Here is a 519-nt window from a genome sequence, read left to right on the forward strand (position 1 = left end):
AGCGTATAAACCAGCCTCAATTAAAGTTTCGTATTCATTTTGGTTTAGTGGTTGTACTTCAATTGTAATGTTTGAAAATTTATCTTTTATAAGCTCAATAGCATGTTTAATGTAAGGCACACCCACGGTTTTATTAGCTTCGCCGGTAACCAGTAAAATATGGTCATATCCTTTACTTTTTATAAAGGCAACTTCTTTTAAAATTTCGGCATCAGTTAACGTTCTTCGCGGAATTTTATTAGTCATACTAAAACCACAATAGGTACATATATTTTGACATTCATTAGACAAGTACATAGGAATATACATTTGAATAGTGTTGCCAAAACGCTTTTTAGTAATAGCCTTACTTTGCACTGCCATTTGCTCTAAATACGGTGCTGCAGCAGGCGATAAAAGGGCTTTAAAATCTTCTAAATTGCGTTTTTGTTTGGTTAAAGCAATTTCTACTTCGGTTGCTGTTTTGTTATGAATATTCGCCAACACATCATTCCAAGCATATGAATTAAATACATTTTT

The 519-nt window shown here is 32.8% G+C and carries 1 protein-coding gene; it reads right to left on the reverse strand.

Annotation, left to right across the window (positions count from 1 at the left end; translation table 11 throughout):
- Positions 1 to 519: radical SAM protein (locus tag FUA24_RS00145; RefSeq protein ID WP_394344170.1), on the reverse strand; the 519-nt coding region annotated here is incomplete at both ends.

The organism is Seonamhaeicola marinus, from assembly GCF_008085455.1.